Source organism: Citreicoccus inhibens (genome assembly GCF_019039035.1).
Classification (GTDB): Bacteria; Myxococcota; Myxococcia; order Myxococcales; family Myxococcaceae; genus Citreicoccus; species Citreicoccus inhibens.
In genome coordinates, this window is the sequence record NZ_JAHNZT010000019.1 from 19,738 (window position 1) to 40,927 (window position 21,190).

The window sequence follows — 21,190 nt, forward strand, 5'->3', positions numbered from 1 at the left end:
GTGGTGGGCATGACGGACGAGGCAGGCGTCACGCACTGGTGTTGGTGCTCGGACTCATGTCCGCCTGTGCCGCCGCTCCCCGGCTCACGCTCCCGGCGACGAATGACACACTGGTGCTGCCCGCCGGGCAGTTCCGCCTCGCCTTCCCGCCACGAGAGGCGGAGGCCGCGGGCATGGTGCGGCTCGCCGTGGAGCACGCCATGCCCCGGCTCGCGCGCTGGGGCGCCTTCGAGGCCCCCGTCACGCTCGTCATCCACCCGGACCATGAGTCGCTGGAGGTCGCCGCGAACCGCTCCGGCTACGACTTCCTGCGCGTCTGGGCTCGCGATGAGCAGATTGAAATCCAGAGCCCGCGAACGTGGACGCCCTCCGGCGCCGCCCCGGCCCAGGTGGACGAGGTGCTCCTGCACGAACTCACCCACAGCCTGATGTTCCAGCGGGTCGGGGATGCACGCACGAGGATGCACAAAGCCATCCCCCTCTGGTTCCGCGAGGGCATGGCCTACTTCACCGCCGAGCAAGGCTACCGCGCCCTCAGCCTGGAGGACCTGGCGCGCTACCTTCACGAGCATCCCACCGTGGACCCCGTCGCCCAGGCGGACCGCATCTACCGGGAAGACAACGCCGTGGTGTACAGCGCCGCGTACCACGCCTTCACCTTCCTGGTGCGACGGTATGGTGAAGACGCGGTGCGCGACATGCTCCAGCGCATGCGCCAGGGCGCGCAGTTCCCCGAAGCGTTCGAGCACGCAGTGGGAATCCCGGTCGACGCCTTCCTCCGGGACTTCCACCGCTATGTGTACCTGCGAGGCTTCAAGGGTGGCCGCATCACTCGGCCAGTGACCGCAGACCCGTGACTACGCCTTCGTCACCTTCTCGCGGCCCTTGGTGATGTTCCGCGTGGCGTTGCGCGTGTCGATGACGCACTGCGAGCGCTGCACCACCATGCCGTAGTCGATGTTCGAGTGGTCCGTGAGGATGAGGACCGCGTCGTAGTCAGACAAGGCCTCCGGCTGAAGCGGCACGGACTTCATCTCCATCTGGAAGCCGTGGCCCTTGTGCAGCTCGGGGACGAACGGGTCGTGGTAGCTGATGTCCGCGCCCTTCTCCTTGAGCAGCGACATCACGCGCAGGCTCGGGCTCTCGCGCATGTCGTCGATGTCCTTCTTGTACGCGGCGCCCAGGCACAGCACCTTCGCGCCGTTGAGCACCTTCCGATTCTGGTTGAGCGCCTCCATCGTGCGCTGCACCACGTAGTACGGCATGTGCCAGTTCACCTCGCCCGCCAGCTCGATGAACTTCGTGTGGAACTCGTACTCGCGCGCCTTCCACGTCAGGTAGAACGGATCAATGGGGATGCAGTGCCCACCGAGCCCCGGCCCCGGGAAGAACGGCTGGAAGCCGAACGGCTTGGTGCTCGCCGCCTGGATGACCTCCCAGACGTCCACGTTCATCCGGTCGCAGAGCATCTTCATCTCGTTGACCATGGCGATGTTCACGCAGCGGTAGATGTTCTCCAGCAGCTTGGCCAGCTCCGCCACGCGCGTGGACGACACCGGCACCACTTCCTGGAGCGCCCCGCTGTACAGCGCGTGGGCCACCTCCAAGCACTCCGCCGTGTAGCCACCGACGATTTTCGGAATCGTCTTGGTGTTGAAGTTCTTGTTACCGGGGTCCTCGCGCTCCGGACTGAAGGCCAGGTGGAAGTCCACGCCCGCCTTGAGGCCGCCCTTCTCCAGCAGGGGCTTGAGCACCTCCTCGGTCGTTCCCGGATACGTGGTCGACTCCAGGATGAAGAGCTGGCCCCGACGCACGTGGGGCCCCAGCGCCTCGCCCGTCTGGACGATGAAGCTCATGTCCGGTTCGCGAGAGGCCGTCAGCGGCGTGGGCACACAGATGATGAGACAGTCCAGCTCACGCGCCTTCGAGAAGTCCGTCGTCGCGAGGAGTCGTCCCGAGCGACTCAGCTCCGCGAGCGGCTCGCTGGCGATGTGTTTGATGTAGCTCTCGCCCTTGCCGATTTTGTCGATCTTGCGCTGGTCGATGTCGAGCCCCGTCACCGGAAAGCCCGCCTCCGCGAAGGCCATCCCCAGCGGGAGACCGACATACCCGAGCCCCACCACGCCCACCTTCGCCTGCCGGTTGCGGATCCGCTCCAGCAACGGGCTGCCCACCATCATGCGCATTGTCTTGCCCTCTCCTGCTACGGCGTGCCGCCAAGGACGGTCACGTCACCATCCGTTCTCATCACTGGAAAACGACCACCCACCTCAGACACACCGGAGGCGTCACGCCCCTCCGGAACTCCACCGCGCACGCGGCCTCCACGCGCCCGTAACCCGGTGAGAACCGGGACGGAGCGAGGTTCGCGATCAACCCTCGCTGCAGCAGCACCCACGCGAGCGGCGCCCCAGGCGGGCCCAGCTCCGCCGAGAGGGACTCGAACTCCGCGGGCCCTTCCCGAGCCAGACGCGCCCGCGCGAGCACCTCCACGCCAACCTCCACCCAACGCGCCTGCGCATCGGGCAGGTGCAGCCGTCCCACCACGTCGTGCCACCCCGTGCCCACCAGCCGGTCCGACACGACCAAGGCGCGCGCGTGGCGATCCAGGACGAACGTCCGCTCGATGCCCACGGGCGACGGCAGCGCGCGGTACCCGTCATGCCGCACGACGAGCCGGTCGTGTTTGGCCGAGGGCTGGAACACCACCACCCGTGCCCGCGCATCGCCCGTCAGCGCGAAGAGTCGAGCGGCATCCAACGGGGCCTGCTCCGCGCCGTCGACCTGGAGCGTGTTGTGGGCGGCCGTGCCGCGCATCGCATTGCGGAGCGAGGGGTCCCGCGTGTACGTGCCGGTGCCGGGGTCCACGATGACGGGGCGACCGTTCAAGTGGAGTTCGAAGGAAAGCTTGTCGTTGTGACTGTGTCCCCCCACGCCGGCTTGTCCCTGCCGTCCGGCGCAGACGGTGACCACGGCCCCCGCGCCGCGCAAGATGTGAACGCCACCTTGCGGCAAGCTCAACGAGACAGGCGACGGCAACGCGGGCTGCGCCGCCTGACGCCCCAGGCCCGCGCCACCGAGCAGCCAGGCCACCTCGTCCGCGACGGGCCCTCCGCCCAGTCCCGCGTCCTTCCACAACGCCGCGCCCAGCGAGGACAGGTATCCCTGCTCGCAGTCTCCCCGAGTGCTCACCGCGAACGCGCGGCCCGAGTCATTGTCCCCCACCTGCGGCGCGAGCCCCGCCTCCGAGGTCCACGCCTGCGCGACGACGAACATGCGGCGCAGCCGGGCCTCGTACGCGTGCCCCAGGGACACGCCCATGCCGCGCGCCACCACGTAGGCCAGGGTGAACAACTCCACCGCGAGCCGGTGATAGGGCACGGAGCCCTCGAACGACGTGCCCTCGGGATGGACCTGCGCCTCCATCTGCGCGCGCAGCCCGCCCACCGCGAGCGCGGCCTGGTGGAGCGCCCTCGGCAGCTCGGGGAACAGCAGGCCCACCACGAGCTGCCCCACGTGGTTGGCCACCAGGTGGTTGTTGGGCACCGCACCCTGGTCCTCGAGATGCGCCTCGACCCACGCGGTGTGCTCGCAGAGCGCGCTCAACACCGGCACGAGGAACGCGGCGCGGCGGACCTCCGGTGCGTCCGCGAACATCACCAGCGCCTGCGCGAGATTGGCGGCGCGCAGGGAGACCTCCATCGCGCTCAACCAGTGGACGCCCTGGCCCACGGGATTGGCCTGGAGGAAATCGAGCGTCTGCGCGACGAATGCCGTCGCAAGTCTCGCTCGCGCCGACGCGGACGACTCCAGCCACGCGCCCTGCGCCAGCGCCACCAGACTGTCGAGCCGGCCGAGCACCCACGGGTACTTGGGGTCTCTCCCTGTCGCGTGGTGCGCCATGCGCTCCACGGGAGTCAGCGGATAACGATGGCCGCTCACGGGGTCCAGCGACCAGTCCACCGGCCGACCTTCCCCAAACACGACGCGCGTCCCAAAGACATCCCACTCCTGGCGCAGCGCCTGCTCCGCGCGCGCCTTCGCGCGTTCGAGGGCACCGGGGATCGCCGCCACGGCCTCTCGCACCGAGGCCCGCTGGGTCACGTCACACCAGACGCGCGAGCCACGAGGCCCCAACGCCATCTCCGCGAGCTCTTCCGCGCGATTCGCGCCGAACGCCTCCAGGAGCTGCGCCTCATCGAGGGGCGAGCGACGGTGATAGAGCGCGTGTCTCGCGGCGCCCTGCACCCGTCGCACCGCGCTGCGCGCGAGCGCCCCCGGTGCCATGCGCGCGATGGCCGCGTAATGTCCGAGAGTGCTCATGTCCCCCTTCCGCCCTTCGGCGCCCAGCTCGATAGCAATCGGTCGGCCAAGGACAAACATGAGGAGTTCCAAGGCATTGCCAATCAAGGGAAGCGCGGGGACGGTAAAAACACCCGGCCGGGCTGAGGCGGCTGGGTAAAGCGCTTCCCCAAGGATTCCTGGATTTGCCCCGACGCTGAACCATTGCGCCCCTGGATGGGCATGCCCATTCCTGTCGTCGTGCTTGCGGGTGCGTGGCGTGGGGAGCGCGGTGAGGATGAACTCGCCGCCGAGGTGGACATGGCACTGACGGAAATCGCGGAGCAGGCGCTGCGTCGGGGAGCACGCGCGGGCCTCGCCGCGTTACTGCATGAGGCCTTGCGCCTACCCGGCACGGAGGGCGCTGCCGTCTATGACGGCAGCACCCGCGTGGCGATGGTCGGCATACCCCCCAGGCCCCGTGACGGTGTGCGCCAGCGGACTTCGGCCCTGGTGGTGTGGCCCGAGCCGCCAGGCCCCCGCGAACAGGCGCAGTTGGCGCAACTGACGCGACTGGGCACCGCGCTGCTGGAGGCCCGCGCGCGCGAGGTGGCGGCCGGGGCACGACAGGCGCGGATGCTCGAGCAGCAGCGACGGCAGCAGCGCGCCCTCTCGCGACTCGAGCAGGGACGCTCGCGTGCCTCGCATGACCTGCGCACGCCGTTGATGGTCATGCGCGGCTACGCGGACATGATGCTGAAGGAGAAGGCCGGCCCCCTCACCCCCGCGATGCGACGCTACCTGGAGCGACTGCTGAGCGTGGCCGCCGAGCAGGCCACGCTCATCGATCAACGACTGGCGCCCATGCGAGACAGCGTGGACGACCTGCGCCCGCTGATATGCGAGGCCTTCGCCACGTCCCCTCGGACGCGACGCTACGAGGTCCGGCTGCGCCTCCCACCGGGGCCGCCCGTGGCGGTTCGCGGCCCGAGCGTCAGCGTGGACCTGCTCTTGCGCGCGCTCGGTCGGAGCGTGCGCGGGGTGAGCGTGGGCACGGTGGAGGTGACGCTGGAGGCCGGAGCAGAGGACGCGCCTCGCCGGCTCATCGTCAGCGCGACGGCGCAACGCGCGTTATCGGTGCGCTCGACCGCGAAGCTTCACCAGCTCGCGCGGCACCTGGGGGGGGGCCTCTCCATCCAGGCCGAGCCCAGGTTGGAGTTCATCCTTCGCCTGCCTCCCACCGACCCCGTCGAGGCCCGTCTGGGCTTGGGCACCCTCGCCGAGCCAGGTGCGTCGAGTGGCCTCGGCTGAAGCCGGGGGACATTCCAAGACGCAGCGCGGGACAAGACGCTCCGTGCGACAGAAATGAACTCGCTGTAGTCTCCGCACGCCATGATGACCGTGCAAGAGCTGCGAGCCTTGAGTCGCCAGTTGACGGAGGTCTTCTTCTGCCGACAGGTCGGGCCGTTCGTGCTGGTGCAGAAGCCGCCGAGCCCCGTGATGGCCCAGCTCGCGCTGCGGATGGGCGCGGCGCAGACGACAATGGCCAAAGACATCCCGAGCCTGGAGCGGCAGCAGGTGGCCCTCTGGCTGCACTTCGACTCGCTGCGAGTGGTGACGCTGCCCCCAGTGCGCGGACAGGACGTGCTGTCGGTGGGCCGACTGCCGGACTGCGACCTCGTGGTGGACGACCCCTCGGTCTCCAAGCGCCATGCACAGCTCTGCTGGTTCGGACCGACGGTGGGCTGCACCGTCGTGGACCTCAAGTCGAGCAACGGCACGTTCGTGAACGCCAAGGAGGTCCCCCCGGGCGGAGAGGTCCATGTCCGCGACGGAGACCTCCTGGGCTTCGGTGACGCGACGTTCGCGTTCCTTCGCGCACCTACTTTCTATGCGCGCATGCAACAGCGCGCGACGCCGTGAGTGTGCCTCAGTCGACCTGCGGCTCCAGGTGGAGCGAAGCGTCTGGCGGCCGTTGAGGCCACGCTTCGAAGTCCGCTCGGAACTCCGCCAGAGTCCGCGCGAGCGCACTGTCCCTTCGCGCGAAGCTCGCGGCCAGTCCTTCGGGCGCGCGCGACGACAGACCGAGGACAAAGCCCTCGGTCGCGGAGTCCTCGAATGGGCGCACGAAGAGGGAGCGCTCCGACTCCAAGCCATACACCAGCGCCGTCATGTGGCCCCGCACCCAGCCCAAGGCGCGCTCGCGCGATTCGGCGGTGGCGGCCTCCACACGAACCGCGAGCCGCGTCCGTGGCTCGCGACGGGGCATCGCGGGCTCGAAGAGCGTGCGCCATGCCTCCACCGTGCCTGCGTCTCGCGCTCGCGCGACCAGGACCTGGGCGCGCTCCAACTCGTCTCGTAGCGTCTGCGCCGTCGAGCGGGAGACGTTCCGCGCGGTGTTGCGCGGCGGCAGCGCGGGCGCGATGACAGGCAGGATGTCTCGACGGCCCTCGGCCCGGTAGCGAGAGGTCGACTCGGTGAGCGTCACGGGCCTGGGCCAGGGCCAACGCGCGAAGGTCTCGAACAAGTACGCGAGCACCTCCGCCGTGGAGCCGGTTCCCGCCCCCGGTGCATGAACACACGCCCACGCCGCCAGGATGGCCCAGGACATCCCCCCGAGATACCCCAGCGCATGCGAGTACAGCCCACGCGCCCGTGCCCACACCTTCACCCCTCGCAGCACTTCTCGGAAGCGCTCCAAGCCTGCGCCATCCACCGCGACCCGGTCGAGCAAGGCGCGCGTGTCCGCCCAGCCATTCACCGCACGAAAGCCCGCGGGGTCCATCGCCGCGCCGTGTCGCGCCAGGAGCACTTCTGGAGGACAGGGCGCCACGCCCTCGGGGCGGCGGGCGTACGCGAGGTCGAAGCTCACGCCCTGGAGGCGCAGCTTGAAGAGCGGAATGGCCGCATCTGAGACATCGCGCGCCCGCGCCTCGGGCTCGTGACTTGTGAGCCAGGCGTTGAGCCCGTGGGCGAAGTCCTCGCGTGACAGGTCTCCCGGGCCAATGGCCACCGCATCCACATCGCTCCCCCCGTCATCCGTTCCCAGGAGGAAGGAGCCATAGGGCAACATCTCCGCGCCAAGGGACACGCAGGCTGAAGCCAGCCGGCGCACCGCGGCCTCTCGGATGGCCCGCGCCTCCCCGGAGACCGGCGCACGCACGAGGTCCAATGCGGACCGCAGCGCCTCGCCATCGGGCCTTCCCCCCGGCCCCGGATTGCCCAGCGGGACACGGCGCACGACCTCGAACGGCGCGTCTCCCACTCGGCGGATGATGCACACCTCCGTCACTTCGAACGAGAGCGGGCGCCAGTGTCGGAACCATTGCGCGATGGCCTGCGCCACGTCCTCACGCTTCTGCAACTGGCCGACGCTCAAGTGCGGCGTGAAGCCTGTGTGCCCCGGAGACGTGGACTCCTGGCGCGCGGGCATCACCGCCTGGAGCGCGGCGTGGAGTTCGTGGAGCGCACCGCGCGGGCTGTCCTCAGGACGAAGCCAGACGGTCCGCGAAGCACGATGGTCGAAGTGCCCGGCGTCGGCGAGCGTCACCTCGAATGGCTGGAGGGATTGGAGCGCCGCGCGCAGCCGCGCTTCCGCCGCGTCGAAGTGCTGCTCCTCCACGAACGGATACAGCAGCGTCACGTGCGGCATCCACCGCTCGAACTTCGCGTCGTGCTTCGCGCGCAGCGCCTGGATGGGCGGCCAGACTCGCGCGGGAGGGATCAACACCACCGCGGTGTGATGCGTGAGCGACGCGGTCGCGAGTGGCTCCTCGGGCGCGCCAGATGGCAGCTCCTCGACCGGGCCTCGGCGCACCTCGCACCTCACGCCGAAGTGATCCGAGATGAACAGCGGCTCCCCTCCGGGCGATGGAAGCCCAGGCAGCGGCGATTCCGCAAAGAGTGTCACCGCATCGGGCGACCAGCGCCCCGCGAGGTCTCGCACCAGCACCCGGTCCAACCGCTGCCGTCGTCCCGAGCGCGTGGTCAGCGCCGCGAGCGCGTTGCGTGCCGGGTCATACGTCTCCCCTGACGCTCCGGGGCGCAGTGCGAACCACGCATCCACGAAGCCCGCACGCGCCAAGGCCGCCGTCTCGGGCGCATCCTCGGGGACGTTCAAGTCCCCTGCGAGGAACAGCGGAGCGTCTCCCAAGGACTGCGCCCACGACAACAAGGTCTGCAGTTGGCGCCCCCGAAGCCCCGGCCCCTCCGCGCTCCGAGAGCTGGTCAGGTGCGTGGTCACCACCCAGGGCGCGTCCTCCGCGAGCGCGAGCCGCCCCACGAGCAACCGCTTGTCACGACTGAAGACGTGGTGCGCGAGCGTGGCGAAGGGGATGCGCGACAACAGCACCTGCCCCGAAGAGTTCACCGTCGCGGAGCCCGGTGCATCCGAACTCCAGTACCGCTCACGAACCCAAGGCTCCGCGAGCAGCGCCGCCAGGAATGCCGCCGTGACTTCCTGCAAGGCCAGCACGTCCGCGTCACAGTCACGGAGCGCCGTGAGCGCGGCGGGGATCCGCCGCTCCGTGGCGAGCCATTCCGCGTCGTACACGTCGAACAAGACGTTGAAGGTCACCAACGATAACCGCGCACGAGAGGTCGGCGTGGCGGGGAGAAGTCCGGTCGGAGACACCGCCAGCCAGGTGCCCGACCTCACATCGAAGCGATGGGCGAAGAGCGGAGAGAACCCCGCGGAGAGGTCCGAGCCCTCAGCAGGAGGATCCAGCGCCCGAGGCGCCTCCTGATGCGGGATGAGGGAATCCAGGAGGTCGAGCCGCTCGCGGCGATCCCACACCACCCGGCGCCCATGCTTGAAAAGCCAGACACGGTGCCAGGGAATCTCCCCATCGGGAACGAAGGCACCGAAGGGCATCTCCTCCAGCACGTCACCGTGAGCGTCATAGCCAATGACGAACTCACGCGCGTCGAGCCGAGGGTCCCATCGGATGCGGTGATAGACCTCGCGGCTGGTAGGAAAACGTGTCTGGGACATGGCTCATCACCCGCGTGGAAGGGAATGCGCGGGCGGGCCCGAGCGCACGATACGCCGAGTCCCAACCGGGGGCCTCAGCGCGCGGCCCGGACGTGACCGCGATAACAGAGCTGACAGCCCTCGGGCGCCTTGCTGGGAGTGACTATAGTGCGGGCTTTCAATCTGCCCTCCGGAGCCCTGACATGACTGACACTCCGACCGAGCCCCAGGGACACGGTCCACTCGGTCCCCTCGCGCTGTCGTTGTCGGGCGGGGGCTATCGCGCGGCGACCTACCACCTGGGAACGCTTCGCTTCCTCCACCGCGTGGGATTGCTGGGGGACGTGGTGGGATTGTCCACCGTGTCGGGCGGAACCCTCACGGGGCTCGCCTGGGTGTCGAGTCAACTCGATGGCAAGTCCTTCCCGGAGTTCTCCGAGAAGTATGGGGCCTACCTCAAGCGGACGAATGTCATTGGCGAGGCGCTCGCCCAGCTCACCCTCCAGCGCGAGGCGACGAGTCATGACTGGGCCAGCCTCATCCGCTCGGCCGCCACCGTCTACGCGCGCGACGACTTGTTCGGAGACCGCCGCCTGGGCGAGGTCATGGACGCGCGCGGACTCAGCCTGAACGAGGCCATCTTCAACTCGACCGAGTTCTCCTCGGGGCTCGACTTCCGATTCCGCCGCAGCGCCAACACGAACATCGTCCACGGCAACAACCGCTTCCCCATGCCGTTGGCCGTGGCTCGGCAGGTCCGACTCGCGGACATCGCCGCCGCGTCGTCCTGCTTCCCGGGTGGCTTCGAGCCCTTTGTCTTCCCGGATCAGTTCCATTGGCCCACCGCGCTCCCACTCGATGAAGCGCGCAAGCAATTGGGCGAGCGTTTCGCCAAGGGCCTGCCGCTGATGGACGGGGGCATCTATGACAATCAGGGCATCGACAGCCTGCTCCTGGCCTTCGAGTCCTCGTCCCACGTCAAGCTGCTCATCTCCGACGTCAGCGTGGAGAACGGGCCCATCTACTCCGTCCCTCCCAACCCGACGAGCCGCGGCTGGGTGACGCTCCGTGCCGCGTCGTGGATGGGCTGGGCGTTGTTCATCCTCAGCATCGTCTCCGCGCTCATCCTCGCGGTCAGCGGTATCTCCGCGGCAAGAGCCCCAGGATGGACGCTGCGCGACGCCTTCCTCTACCTCATCCCCGGCCTGCTGACCGCCTCGGTCGCGACGGCGCTCGGGTGGATCCGCCGTCGCCTCTTGGACGTGTTCACGCTCGTCCGGGAGCACGTGGACGTGAACGCATGGCCTCCGTTCCGAGAGTTGACGGTGCTCGAGTTCGCGCAGATGGCGGTGCTGCGAGTGTCGTCGATGGTGGCCCTCACCTCGGGCGTCTTCATGAAGCGCGTGCGCGGGCTCATCTTCGACCGCGTGTACAAGGACCCCGACTACCAGGGGCGGCGGATGTCCAACCTCATCGCCGACCTCACCCGGAATCGGCCCGAGCTATTCTCGGCGCACCCGTGGATGCGCCCCCAGGAGCACCTGGTCACGCTTGCGCAGCAGGCCTGCGCCATGCCCACCACGCTGTGGTTCACCCAAGCGTCCCAGTTCGACATGTTGGTCACCGCGGGCGAGGCCACCACCTGCTTCACCTTGCTGCGCCACCTGCTCGCGGACCACGCGGACGCGTGCGAGAAGCCGGGCACCGCCCTGCACGACCTCTACACGCGCCTGCGGGCGCAGTGGACCACCTTCAACCAGGCCCCGAGCCCCGTCCCCGAGCAGCCCCGCGTCGCGGCCTGAAGCCAGACACATTCCAGCTCACGGCGGCGCGGGCACGCCCAACCCTCCGCGCCGGCGCCACCATCGCGCCACGAGCCATCCCGCCCCGAGCACCAGCACGCCTCCCAGCACCCAATGCAGTCCTCCGCGCAAGTCCGCGAGGATTCGCGCGCCAAAGCGATAGCCCAGCCACGTCACGACGCCCGCGGAGAAGACGGCGCCAATGCCATCCGCGAGGAGGAAGCGGCGATAGGGGATGGCACTCGCGCCCGAGAGCAGGAAGGACGGCGCGCGGAATCCTGGGAGGAAACGGGCCAGCAGCACCGCCCCGGCGCCCAAGCGCGAGAAGCGCTGCTGCACGGTGTGCACGCGTCGCGGGGTGAGCACCCGCCGCAGCTTGGGATGCTGGAGCACTCGCGGGCCCAGCGTGCGGCCCAGATGAAAGAGCAGGCTGTCTCCCACGAGGATGCCCAGCCAGGCCACCGCCATCATGAGCACGGGGTTCGCGCCGCTGCGCGCCGCGATGACACCACCACTGATGACCACGAGCTCTTCGCTGAGGGGCGCGCCCACGCCACACAGCACCAGCAGCAGGAACACCGCCGGGTACGAGAACGCCGCGATCCACGTCACCACCTGCTCGTCCACGGCGCCTCCCCGCTCCTCAAGAGCGAGGGTGGCCATGCGCCGAGGGCAGGAGAAGGACGCGCCCGCCTGGTCGCCTCGCCCCTGAGCGCGACTCAGGACGACGCGGGCAACAACTGGCGGACGAGTTCGAGGAGCTTGCCGCGCTCCACCTCCCGCTTCACCAGGTAGCCATCCGCACCAGCCTCCAGGCCGGCCGCCCGGTCCTCCGGGCTGTCCAGGGACGTCACGAGGATGATGGGCGTGCGCCGCAGCATCGCGTGCGATTTGATCCGCCGCGTCAGCCCCACGCCATCGAGGCGCGGCATCTGCCAGTCGCTCACCACCAACTGACAAGGCGAGCGCTCCAACACACCCCACGCCTCCTCGCCGTCCGCCGCCGTCACCACCGGATAGCCGGCGATCTCCAGCAGCGACTTCATCGCGAAGCGCGTGGTCAGCGAGTCGTCGCAGACGAGGATGCGCGGACGCCGCGCCTCGGGCCCCGCGCCGCGCGTCTCCGGCTTCGCGGCCCGCAGCAACTCCGGCGCGTTGAGCACGGGCACCACGCGCCCGTCGTCCAACACCGCCGCGCCCGCCAGGTGGGCCACGCCCTGCACGTGGCGCCCCAGCGAGCGCACCACGATTTCCTGCTGGCCCACCACCTCGTCGATGGCGAAGAGGACGCGCTCGTCGCCCAGCACGAGCAGCACGGCCGTCTGCAGCTTCCCGGACTCCAGCATCAACGGCAGTCGCGGCAGGCCGATGGCCTCGCCCAGCGACAGGAACGTGAGCTGATCGCCATCCATGCGCGCGACGACCCGGCCCGCCACGGTCCCCACGTCCTCGGGCTTCAGCCGCAGCACGCGCTTCACGGTGTCGGACGGGATGGCCGTCACGGTCGTCCCCGTGCGCACGAGCAGGCCCAGCGCCGCGGCGAGCGTGAGCGGGAGATCCACCGTGAACCGCGTGCCCTCACCCGGGACGAAGTCCACGTTCACCGCGCCCTGGAGGCGCTGCGCGGTGGACTGCACCACGTCCAACCCCACCCCGCGCCCCGACGTGGCCGTCACCTCGTCGCGCGTGGAGAACCCAGGCTGGAACACCAGCCGCGCCGCCTGCGCATCCGTCAGCTTCGTGGCGGCGTCCTGGGTCATCAGGCCGCGGCGCACCGCCGTCGCCCGGACGCGCGCGGGATCGAGCCCCGAGCCATCGTCCTCGACCACCACCCCGATGCGCGTGCCCCGGGGCTCCACCCGCACCGAGAGCCGCCCCTCCGCGGGCTTGCCCGCCGCGCGTCGGACCTCCGCAGTCTCCAGCCCATGGTCGATGGCGTTGCGCACCAGGTGCAGCAGCGGATCCTTCAGCGCGTCCAGGATGCGGCGGTCCAACCGGACATCGCCGCCGAACAGGTCCAGGTTGACGTCCTTGCCCAGGCGCGACGCGGTCTCCCGCACCGTGCGCCGCAGCGGCTCCAGGACCTGGGACGCCGGCACCATGCGCAGGTCACGCAGGTCGTCGCGTACCACCTGGGCCACCAGCGCGAGCTGCTCACCGTCGCGGTGCGCCTCCTTGGCCTGCTCCAGCAGTCGCTTCTGGAGCGTGCGCATCAGCGCCACGCCCGCGCGCAGCGGCTCCAGCGCGCTCCCGCCTCCAGACAGCGCGAGCTGGGACGCGGAGCGCTCCAGGTGCAGCAGCACCTCGTGCGCCTGGTCCGTCATGGCGCGATAGCCCTCCATGCGCCGTCCCTGCTGCGCCCGCCCCGCCACCAGGTGCTCTACCTGAAGCGCCAGCGAGTCCAACGTCTTCACCGACACGCGCACGGTGCGGTCCGCGGCGCCGCCCTTGGAGTCCACCGGCGCCACCTTGGACGCGGTGGACGCGGGCTTCTCACTCGACACGCGCGGCGCGGGAGCCACCAGCGGACGGCCCGCGGGGTGCTCCTTCACGACCTCGACCGCCTCCAGCGCGGCGCGCAGATCCACGAGCGCGCCCGCCACCTCGGACGCGGCCACGCCCGCGGCGTCACCGCCGGCCTCCATCCGCATGAAGCCCAGCGCGGTGGACTCCGCGAGCGACACCACCCGCTCGGCGCCCGCCACCACCGCGGCGGCCTTCAGCGCCTGCGCGCGCTCCACGGCGGTGCGCACGGCGCCAGCCCGGTCCGGCACCGCGGGGGCCACCAACCGGCCCAGCGACGCCTCCAGCGCCTCCAGCACGCGCAGCCCGTTCGCCCCCAGCCCGTCCTCGTCCACGCGGGGCTTCGGCGCCTGCCGGCCCAACGACGCCAGGAGCGCCGTCACCCCGTCCACCGCCGGCGTCTCACCCGCGTCGCCACGCCCGAGCGCGGTCTCGATGGCGCTCAGGCCCCGGAGCATCGCCTCCACCATCCCGCGCGCCAGCGTCTCGTCGGGCTTGAGGCCCGCGAGTCCATCCTCGATGGCGTGGATGATCTGCTCGATGTCCTCCAGCCCCAGGCTCGCCGCCGAGCCCTTCAAGCTGTGCACGGTCCGCTTGAGCGAGGGCAACAGCTCCGGCTCGCGGTCGGACGCCGACTGCTCCAGCCCCAGCACTTTCGAACCGATGGCCTGGATCTGCTCACGCGTCTCCGCGGAGAACACCGGCCAGATGCTGCGCAGCAACTGCGGATCCATTGCGCCCCGCCCCTCTAGCCCGGCCTCGCCGCAGCGGGGTTGCCCAGCTGCTCGAGGTCCAGCACCGTGAGTCGATCCGGCGTGAGAAACAGGAAGGGCCCGGGCGGAGGCTGGGACAGCTCGGAGCGAGGCAGCTCGCGCCGGCCGTCCACCAACTCCGCCGCCAGCCCGAAGGCCTCCTCGCCCACCTCCACCACCACGACCTTGCCGAGGTCGGACATGCCGCCGCCCTCCAACCCCAGCAACTGCCGCAGGTCCAGCACCGGCACCACGCGCGAGCGGCTCACCAGCGCGCCCAGCACATGGCGTGGCGCCCCCGGCAACGAGCACAGGCCGCGCGCCTCCAGCACGTGGTCCACGTGCTCGATGCCCACCGCGTAGCGCTCTCCGCCCACGAGGAAGGCCAGCACGGTGATGACCTCCTGCCGGACCTCATGCCGCGAGGCCGCCAGCACCCGCGCGCGCGAGTTGAGCACCTCGCGCCGCCGCTGCGGGCTGATGGCCTGCGTGCCCTCCAGCAGGGCCTGCGCCTCGTCGAGCTGCGCGCGCAGCGCGGCGTAATCAATCTCCAGTTCGGAGTCTTCGATGGGCATCGGGCTCAGTACTTCGTGACCGGCAGTTTCAGGATGTCCCGCACCTTCGAGCGCAGATCATCCACCGACACCGGCTTGTTCAGGAAGGCGCTGGCCCCCACGAGCTTCCCCTTCTGCCGGCTCGCGTCGTCCTTGAGCGACGTGAGCAGCATGAGGGGTGTGTCATGCAGGCTGGTATCCGCGCGCACCGCGGCGCACAGCGCGAACCCATCCATCTCCGGCATCTGCACGTCGGAGATGATGAGGTCCGGCCGCAGCTCGCGGGCGCGCTTGAGGCCCACCGCACCGTTGGGGGCGTCGAAGAAATCCAACCCCCAGCCCATCAGGTACACCTGGAGCAAGTTGGTGATGGTCTTCGTGTCCTCGACGATGAGAACCCGAGGCGACTTCTTTGCCGTGCCAATGACGTTGCCGTTCATAGCTGGTACCTACCGACGAGCTCCGAGAACCGCTTCGAAAGGGAGGTGAGGTTGTTGGCGACCTGTTCGATACGGCGCGTTCCCTCGACGGAGTCGCCCATCGCGGAGGTCAGCTCGCTCATCGCCGCGGCGATTTGCTCCACGCCAATCGTCTGCTGCCGGGTGTTGCCGGCGATCTGCCGCGCCGCGCCCGAGGACTCGCGGATGACCTCGGACAAGCCCGCGATGGCCTCGCCGGACGCGCGCGCCATATCCATGGCCGCCATGGCGCGACGGCTGCCCTCGTCGGTCGCGGCCACGGAGGCGCGCGTGCCCTTCTGCACTTCGCCCAAGAGCGCGCGGACCTGATCCGCCGCCATGCGGGACTGCTCGGCCAGGGTGCGCATCTCGGTGGCCACCACCGCGAAGCCGCGCCCGTGCTCCCCCGCCTTGGCCGCCTCGATGGAGGCGTTGAGCGCGAGCAGGTTGGACTGCTCGGCCACGTCCTTCACCTGCCCGATGATGTCGCCAATCTGCAGCGTGCGCTCATTGAGGTCGGTGATGGCCAGCGCGATGGCCTTCACCTGCGCGCCCAGCTTCTCCATGCCCTCCACGCTCTCGGAGACGATGGTCTGTCCCTCGGTGCTCAGCGCCTCGGCCTGCTGCGTCTGGGTGATGACCGAGTCCGCGTAGGAGGTGGCCTGCTTCGAGGTCTGGGCAATCTCCGCGACGGTGGTGCTCGTCTCGTTGATGGCCGAGGCCTGCTGGTGCGCCATGGCGGACTGCTGCGTGGACGTGGCCAGCACGTGCGCCGCCTCGCGCTCCAGGTCCGAGGCCGCGCCGCGCAAGTCCTGCAACAGGTGCGTCAGCGCGTCCGCCATGGTGGCGAAGCTGCGCGCCACATCGCCAATCTCGTCCGTGCCCTCTGTGTCGAGCTGCTGGCGCAGGTCTCCACCCGCGATGCCCACCGCCGCGCGCGCCAGTCGCTCCATGGGGATGACGAGCAGCCGCGCCATGGCCGCCGCGGCCAGCAAGCACGCGAGCCACACCACTCCGCCCACGACGACCATGCGCACGGTGTTGGAGACGAGCACGTCGGAGATGGCCGCCTCCTCCAGCGCGAGCTGCACCGTGCCCACCCGCTGCCGCGCGCCACCCGCCGCGACGACGATGATGGGCGCGGTGGTCTCCACCACGGGCAACCCGGCGACCTCCAGGCTTCGGTCCGCCACGCCATCGCCGCTCGCGGCATCCACTGCCACGGCCCCCGCGAAGCGCTCGCTCGCGGAGCGCGCCACCACCGCGCCGGCCGCGTCGCGCACGACGACGTAGGCCGCGTCCGCTTGCTCCTTGAGCGCGGTGTCCGCGCCGGACTTCAAGCGCGCCACGTCCTGCCCCGCCGCGGGTGCGGACAGAGCGAACGCCGTGCCCATCGCCGCGGAGCGGACGCGCTTGGTCAACTCGTCGCGCAGCGCGCCGCGCGTCTGGACCCAGAAGGCACCAATCAGGATGCCGGCCACGAGCATCCCGAAGCCCGCCGTCGCGACGAGAATCTTCGTCCGCAGGCCCAGCCGCGACGCGTTGAGCGGTCCGGGCAGCGCCAGCTTCTTCCCCTTCACATCCACGTGACCTCCCTCCGGACTGCGTGCGGCGGCGGCCTAGCGCGCGCCCCGCCAACCCGCCTGCGTCCTCGGCGAGAGCGCTTGCCGCAGCCCTCCCGCCGTCATCGTCTCCACCCCTCGCAGGGGTTGCTCATCGTCCAGCCCGTCCAGCGCGCGCAGCGCGTTCTGCCGCGCGTGCTCCGCGTCCTCGCGGCGCTCCAGCCGGCCGTAGAGCGACACCAGCGTGGCGTGGCCGAGCGCGAGCTGCGGCTCCAGATAGAGCGCCTTGCGCACTTCCGCCACCGCGCCGTCCAAGTCTCCGCGCGACTCCGCGACCATCGCCAGCAGCAGGTACGCCTCGGGCGACAGCGCGCGCGCTGCCTCGCGGGCCAGCGCCTCGGCCTCATCGAAGCGACCCGCGCGCGCCGCATCACGAGCCCGTGACATGGCCTCCGAGCCCGGCGCTTCGATGGGCGCGTCTTCCACTTCGACGGGCGGCGGCGGCACGTCCAGGAACTCCAGCGCGCGCGGTCGCTCCAGGAGCCGCAGGTACGGCACCGCGCGCGTGCGCTCCTTGCGAGGCGCACTCGCCGCGGTCGCCGCGGGCTTCCACCCCGGCGGCGGCAGGCGCAGCACCACGCAGCCCTCCGCGTCCAGCGTCTCCATCCCCAGCGCGTTGGTGAGCGGCACCTCCGCGGGAGACACGAAGAGCAGCCCGCCCGGGGCCAGCGCCGCGACCAGCCGTTGCAGCACCCGCGCCACGAGTTCCGGCGGGAAGTAGATCAGGACATTGCGGCAGAAGATGGCGTTGAGCCCCGAGGTCGGGACCGGGTCCATCGCCAGGTTGTGCCGGCGGAAGTCCACCGCGCGCCGCACCTCGGGCACCACCGACAGCAGGTCGCCCGCGTCCTCCGCGAGGAACTGGCGCTCCAGGTCGGGCTCGATGCGCCGCAGCGACCAGGGCCCGTACACGCCCGCCCGCGCGCGCTCCAGCGCACGGCCGGACACGTCGGTGGCCAGCACGCGGAAGCGGCCCTCGGTCATCCCCGCCGAGCGCAACGCCATGGCGATGCTGTAGGGCTCCTCGCCACTGGCGCAGCCCGCGCTCCACACGTGGAAGGTGCCCGTCGTGCCCACGGCCAGCCTCGCCAGCGCGCGCAGGTGCTCGGGGTGACGGAAGAAGTACGTCTCGCCGATCACCGCGTGCTCGATGAAGACCTCCACCGCCGCGGGCTCGCGCAAGAGCAGTTGCCGGAGGAAGACCGGGGCGGACAGGCCGCGCACCTGCGCCGCCCGCGCGAGCGCGGTCTCCAGCGAGCGACGGAGGCTGCGCGCCAGCGTCAGTCCACACGCCGACTGCAGCACGTCCTCCACCTGGGCCAGCGTCACGTCGTCGAGGAGCCCTTCGCTCACGACCCCTCCGACCCGGCCAGCACGGACGCGGTTCGCAGCAGCGGGCGAATGCCCTCCGGCGTGCGGCACAGGCCCGCCATCATCCCAGTGCCATCCCACGGCAGCACCGAGTCCCCGGACGGAGCGCCATCCACCAACAGCGGCGCCTCCACCAGGTCCTTCACGCGATCCACCAGCAGCGCCACCAGCCGCTGGCCCTTGCAGACCACCAGGTGCGAGTCCAGGTCGGGCTCGCGTCGCACACCCAACAGCCGCGCCACGTCCACCACCACCGCGGGACTCCCCCGGTACATGAACGAGCCGACCACGTGCTTGGGCGCCCCCGGCAGCGAGTCCAGCGCCACCAGCCGCACCACCTCCTGAACCGAGTCCGCCGGCAAGAGCGCGGACGTCCCCGCGGCCTCCACCGTCAGGTACATGCCCGGCAGTCGCACCTCGCCATCCAGCTGCGCCAGCTCGCGACGCAGCTGCGCCTGCTCGGCCTCGAGCGCCCCCAGGCGCTCCTGCACCGAGGCGCGGCGCAGATGCACATCCGCGGTCTTGTTCGGGGGTTCGGCCATCAGGGAACTCCGGCCTTTGTAGAGGCCGCGGGTGAAAAAACGGTAATCCGGGTTCCAACGCAACGCAATGCGGGCAAGGGCGGATCGTCCACCGTTTTCCATCTGCTGTCGCCGGGTCTGCGCTGACTGGACCTGGTGGTGGGTTGACCCCTGGGGTGTGCCCCACCTTTCAGTTGTGGTTTGATGCCGGACTGTCGCATTTCCGGAGAACCCATGTTCCTTGCTTCCTGGGGGCACGAATGATCAAGGGTGATTCCCCAAACCCTGCCGAAGCCCCGGGGCCAGATCCGCTCATCGGTCGCACACTGAACGGTCGCTTCAGCATCCAGGAACCCCTGGGCCTTGGCGGCATGGGCAAGGTCTACCGCGCCCTGCAGGCCCCGCTGGACCGCATGGTCGCCCTGAAGGTCCTCAATCCGAACTTCCCGAGCAGCCGGGACCCGGGCTTCCAGAAGCGCTTCCTGCGCGAAGCCTCGCTGACGTCCAAGCTGCGCCACCCGAACACGGTCACCGTCATCGACTACGGGCAGACGGATGATGGCATCTATTACATCGCCATGGAGTACCTGGAGGGTCGCACGCTGGCCCAGGTGCTCGGGCAGGTGGGACCGCTGCCGTGGCAGCGCGCCATCTCCATCGCGCAGCAGGTGTGCCGCTCTCTGCGCGAGGCACACAGCCTGGGCATCATCCACCGCGACCTGAAGCCCGCCAACATCATGATCCTGAACGAGCAGGATCAGGATCTGGTCAAGGTGCTCGACTTCGGGCTCGTGAAGTCGGTGGCGCCGGCGCAGGAGGGGCCGGTCAGTCCGGAGATCACCCAGAACGGCACGTTCCTCGGCTCACCGCAGTACATGGCGCCGGAGCAGGCGCGCAACGTCGCGGACGCGCGCAGTGACGTGTACTCGCTGGGCATCGTGCTGTTCCAGATGATGATGGCGCGCCCGCCGTTCATCGCGCGCGACCACATCGAGCTCATCTTCGCGCACTACAAGGAGCCGCCCCCCACGTTCCAGGCGATGCGGCCGGACATCTCCGTGCCGCCCGAGATTGAGCTCGTGGTGCGGCGCTGTCTGGAGAAGGACCCCGCGCGCCGCTACCAGAGCATGGACGAGCTCTTGGAGGGCCTGCGCGAGGCCACCATGTCCGCGGGCGGAAGCAGCGGCGTGTTCAAGCGGCCCGGTGGCTCGACGACGACGGGCCCCTACCCCTCTCCCCCTACGACGGGGCCATATGCCTCGCCGCTGTTCTCCAACGTGGCGGGCAACACCGAGGGCGGTGACACGCTCGCCGTGGACATCAGCGTCGAGGTGCCCCGCGCGGTCCAGCGCGCCCGCCAGCGCACGCTCTTGATGGGCGGCCTGGTGGGCGGCGTGGTGGTGGCGGGCGTCCTCGCCGGCGCGCTGTTCTTCATGCGCGGCTCGGCCGAAGAGAAGAAGCCGGTGCAGGTGGCCCAGGCCCCCGCGCCCGCGGTCCCTGCCCCCGCGCCCGAGCCCACCACGCCCGTGGGCGCCGGCAAGGTGCGCTTCAAGTTGATGAGCCAGCCGAACGGCGCGCGCGTCTACTACAAGGGACACGAGCGCGGCGTCACGCCGTTCACCCTGGAGGTGCCGCTGGGCGCCGAGGGCAGCGTGACGGCGGAGCTGACCTTCCAGCTCGAGGGCTACCAGACGGAGACGGTCATCACCGGCGGCTCTGGCGAAGTGGTGCTCTCCCAGAAGCTCTCGCGCAAGCGAGGCGGCGGTAGCGGCAGTGGAGGCGGGCGCGTGGAGTTGGCCAATGCCACCACGCCCGAGGACTTCGAGAACCTGGCGCCCGTGACGGCCGGTGGCATGGCAGCGCCCGTGATGATGGCGGCGGCTCCCGCCACGGCCCAGGCGCCCGCGCCCGCGCCCGTGGACACCAAGTCCGCTGCGGCCGTGGGCACCGCGGCGGCGGCGCAGGCTGGCGCCGTGGGGAGCCTGGCGGTGCCCGTGATTCCCGCCCACGTCCTCGTCGCCAAGGACCCCGACGCGGTCATCCCGTTCAACAACGACATGGAGCGCCCCATCCCCGAGGATGAAGGCAAGCCCATCGCGTACACGCGCGAGGCGCTGGCCGCCAAGGCCGAGGGGCTCGTCGCCGTGCGCTGTACCCTCACCACCAAGGGCAAGGTGCAGAACTGTCGCCCCTTGAAGATGGTGACGGGCATGGAGCAGGTCGTCCTCGCCGCCCTGCAGTCGCGCACGTACAAGCCCATCCAGTACCAGGGCCGCGCGGTGAACGTGGACTACACGTTCACCATGCGCCTCGTGATGCCGCGCCGCTGAAGCA

Annotated in this window: 15 protein-coding genes; 5 read left to right on the top strand and 10 right to left on the bottom strand. The window is 70.2% G+C overall.

Annotated features, from left to right (window positions below):
• Positions 1-56 precede the first annotated feature (56 nt).
• A complete protein-coding gene (locus tag KRR26_RS21590; RefSeq protein ID WP_233576472.1) occupies positions 57-857 on the top strand; it encodes a peptidase MA family metallohydrolase in 801 nt (266 codons plus the stop codon).
• On the opposite strand, the gene KRR26_RS21595 is transcribed toward KRR26_RS21590, so the two are convergent.
• Positions 858-2,177: a nucleotide sugar dehydrogenase gene (locus KRR26_RS21595; protein WP_120202226.1), complete on the bottom strand. Its 1,320-nt coding sequence runs from the start codon at positions 2,175-2,177 to the stop codon at positions 858-860.
• A 70-nt stretch (positions 2,178-2,247) separates the two neighbouring features.
• Positions 2,248-4,323, bottom strand: coding sequence for a heparinase II/III family protein (locus KRR26_RS21600; RefSeq protein ID WP_217080699.1), 2,076 nt, complete (start codon positions 4,321-4,323; stop codon positions 2,248-2,250).
• A 201-nt stretch (positions 4,324-4,524) separates the two neighbouring features.
• Between KRR26_RS21600 and KRR26_RS21605 the strand changes: the two genes are divergently transcribed.
• Both KRR26_RS21605 and KRR26_RS21610 read left to right on the top strand, forming a co-directional pair.
• Positions 4,525-5,592 (top strand): histidine kinase dimerization/phospho-acceptor domain-containing protein, encoded by a 1,068-nt coding sequence (locus KRR26_RS21605; protein WP_217080700.1) that lies wholly within the window; start codon positions 4,525-4,527, stop codon positions 5,590-5,592.
• An 81-nt stretch (positions 5,593-5,673) separates the two neighbouring features.
• A complete protein-coding gene (locus KRR26_RS21610; protein WP_120200993.1) occupies positions 5,674-6,204 on the top strand; it encodes an FHA domain-containing protein in 531 nt (176 codons plus the stop codon).
• A gap of 7 nt (positions 6,205-6,211) precedes the next feature.
• Here the strand turns inward: KRR26_RS21610 and KRR26_RS21615 are convergent, their stop codons facing one another.
• Positions 6,212-9,274 carry a poly(A) polymerase gene (locus KRR26_RS21615; protein WP_217080701.1) on the bottom strand — a complete coding sequence of 1,021 codons (3,063 nt, stop codon included), beginning with the start codon at positions 9,272-9,274 and terminating at the stop codon, positions 6,212-6,214.
• Between the two features lie 182 nt (positions 9,275-9,456).
• Between KRR26_RS21615 and KRR26_RS21620 the strand changes: the two genes are divergently transcribed.
• Positions 9,457-11,055: a patatin-like phospholipase family protein gene (locus KRR26_RS21620; RefSeq protein ID WP_217080702.1), complete on the top strand. Its 1,599-nt coding sequence runs from the start codon at positions 9,457-9,459 to the stop codon at positions 11,053-11,055.
• An 18-nt stretch (positions 11,056-11,073) separates the two neighbouring features.
• Here the strand turns inward: KRR26_RS21620 and KRR26_RS21625 are convergent, their stop codons facing one another.
• The 7 genes from KRR26_RS21625 to KRR26_RS21655 all read right to left on the bottom strand — a co-directional run bounded on the left by KRR26_RS21625 (position 11,074) and on the right by KRR26_RS21655 (position 18,877).
• A complete protein-coding gene (locus KRR26_RS21625) occupies positions 11,074-11,682 on the bottom strand; it encodes a DedA family protein (protein ID WP_217080703.1) in 609 nt (202 codons plus the stop codon).
• A 92-nt stretch (positions 11,683-11,774) separates the two neighbouring features.
• Positions 11,775-14,312 carry a hybrid sensor histidine kinase/response regulator gene (locus tag KRR26_RS21630; RefSeq protein ID WP_120201001.1) on the bottom strand — a complete coding sequence of 846 codons (2,538 nt, stop codon included), beginning with the start codon at positions 14,310-14,312 and terminating at the stop codon, positions 11,775-11,777.
• A 14-nt stretch (positions 14,313-14,326) separates the two neighbouring features.
• A complete protein-coding gene (locus tag KRR26_RS21635; protein ID WP_199723631.1) occupies positions 14,327-14,905 on the bottom strand; it encodes a chemotaxis protein CheW in 579 nt (192 codons plus the stop codon).
• Positions 14,906-14,910: 5 nt separating this feature from the next.
• Entirely contained in the window at positions 14,911-15,324 is a 414-nt protein-coding gene (locus KRR26_RS21640) for a response regulator (RefSeq protein ID WP_120201003.1), read from the bottom strand.
• Positions 15,321-16,928, bottom strand: coding sequence for a methyl-accepting chemotaxis protein (locus KRR26_RS21645; RefSeq protein WP_120201005.1), 1,608 nt, complete (start codon positions 16,926-16,928; stop codon positions 15,321-15,323). The genes KRR26_RS21640 and KRR26_RS21645 overlap by 4 nt, the downstream gene beginning before the upstream one ends.
• 33 nt (positions 16,929-16,961) lie before the next feature.
• Positions 16,962-18,317, bottom strand: a complete 1,356-nt coding sequence (locus KRR26_RS21650; protein WP_217080704.1) for a CheR family methyltransferase — start codon at positions 18,315-18,317, stop codon at positions 16,962-16,964.
• Positions 18,314-18,877, bottom strand: coding sequence for a chemotaxis protein CheW (locus KRR26_RS21655; protein ID WP_120201009.1), 564 nt, complete (start codon positions 18,875-18,877; stop codon positions 18,314-18,316). Before KRR26_RS21655 ends, KRR26_RS21650 begins: the two co-directional genes overlap by 4 nt.
• A gap of 239 nt (positions 18,878-19,116) precedes the next feature.
• Here KRR26_RS21655 and KRR26_RS21660 point away from each other — a divergent pair, with 239 nt between their 5' ends.
• Positions 19,117-21,186: a protein kinase domain-containing protein gene (locus KRR26_RS21660; RefSeq protein ID WP_120201011.1), complete on the top strand. Its 2,070-nt coding sequence runs from the start codon at positions 19,117-19,119 to the stop codon at positions 21,184-21,186.
• Positions 21,187-21,190: the final 4 nt, after the last annotated feature.